This window comes from Microtetraspora sp. AC03309 (genome assembly GCF_020826795.1).
In the GTDB taxonomy this organism is placed as follows: Bacteria; Actinomycetota; Actinomycetes; order Streptosporangiales; family Streptosporangiaceae; genus Microtetraspora; species Microtetraspora glauca.
The window spans coordinates 1-969 of sequence record NZ_JADDIL010000238.1 but is presented as its reverse complement, the minus strand read 5'-3'; the positions used below and the strand labels follow the sequence as shown (position 1 = coordinate 969).

The 969-nt window shown below is 60.1% G+C and carries 1 protein-coding gene; it reads left to right on the top strand.

The genetic code is table 11. The features are described 5' to 3' along the window. A partial coding sequence (locus tag IMZ11_RS42540; RefSeq protein WP_228649252.1) for an ABC transporter substrate-binding protein/permease occupies window positions 1-952 on the top strand: 952 nt, incomplete at its 5' end. Window positions 953-969: the final 17 nt, after the last annotated feature.

Genomic DNA, 969 nt, shown 5'->3' with positions numbered 1-969 from the left:
GTACGGCTTCCAGATCGTCTCGTTCGCCGATTCCGCTTCGATGTTCGAGGAGGTCAAGACCGGTAACTCCGTGGCCATCTTCGAGGACTACCCGGTGCTGAACTACGGCATCCAGCAGGGCAACGGGTTCAAGACCGTGACACCGAAGGAGAAGGGCTCCAGCTACGGGTTCGCGGTGAACAAAGGGCGCAACGCCGAACTTCTGACGAAGTTCAACGCGGGCCTCAAGGAGCTCAAGGACTCCGGCCGCTACGACGAGATCATGGAGAAATACCTCGGCGAGGGCGCCTCGGAGGCCGACAACTCGTTCATCGGACTGCTCAAGAGCGCATTCCCGTTCCTGATGGCCGGCCTGAAGATGACGCTGATCCTGACCGTGGTGTCGATCGCCATCGCGCTCGTGCTCGGCATCGTCTTCGGGCTCTGCCGGGTATCGCGCTCGATCATCCTGCGGGCCATCGGTACCACCTACGTCGACATCTTCCGTGGTACGCCGCTGCTGGTGCAGGCCTTCTTCATCTACTTCGGCATCCCAACAGCGCTGGGCTTCCAGATGACCGCACTGACCGCGGGCATCATCACGCTGTCGCTCAACGCCGGGGCCTACATGACCGAGATCGTGCGCGGCGGAATTCAATCGGTGGACAAGGGGCAGATGGAGGCGGCCCGCAGCCTCGGCATCGGCTATCTGCCGACCATGCGCAAAGTGATTCTGCCGCAGGCAGTTCGAACGATGATCCCGTCGTACGTCAACCAGTTCGTCATCACGCTGAAGGACACCTCGATCCTGTCGGTGATCGGTATCGCCGAGCTCACCCAGACCGGGCGACTGATCATCGCTCGTAACTACCAGTCGTTCACCATGTGGCTGATCATCGGCATCATCTACTTCATCGTCATCATGGCGCTCACAAAGCTGTCCGACCGGCTCGAGAAAAGGATGGTGAAATGACCCAGTTGGTACCGGAA